This is a genomic window from Streptacidiphilus monticola (assembly GCF_042658505.1).
Taxonomy (GTDB): domain Bacteria; phylum Actinomycetota; class Actinomycetes; order Streptomycetales; family Streptomycetaceae; genus Streptacidiphilus; species Streptacidiphilus monticola.
This window is the reverse complement of record NZ_JBHSQJ010000010.1, coordinates 113,921-114,164: the sequence shown is the minus strand read 5'-3', so window position 1 is coordinate 114,164 and position 244 is coordinate 113,921. Positions and strand designations below refer to the sequence as shown.

Annotated in this window: 1 pseudogene; it reads right to left on the bottom strand. The window is 78.3% G+C overall.

Annotated elements, in window-relative coordinates:
- Positions 1-244 (bottom strand): annotated as a pseudogene (locus ACFP3V_RS03545) (SCO2322 family protein); the annotation flags it as partial.

The window sequence follows — 244 nt, the reverse complement described above, 5'->3', positions numbered from 1 at the left end:
CCCCGAACCGCCAGCCGTCCACGCTGCCGTCCGGGGGGACGTAGGTGTTCGGCCCCTGCTGCTGGTAGGCCCAGCCGCCGTCGGCCGCACCGCTCCAGAACGACCAGTACCGGTAACTGGCCGCGGACGCGCTCCCCGCGGACGCCAGCACCCCGCCCACGGCGAGGAGCACGGCCACGACGAACGAGGCCCGGCGCAGCCGTGCGCCGCGCGCGGCTGACGGGCCGTCAGCGCCCGGGCCGGG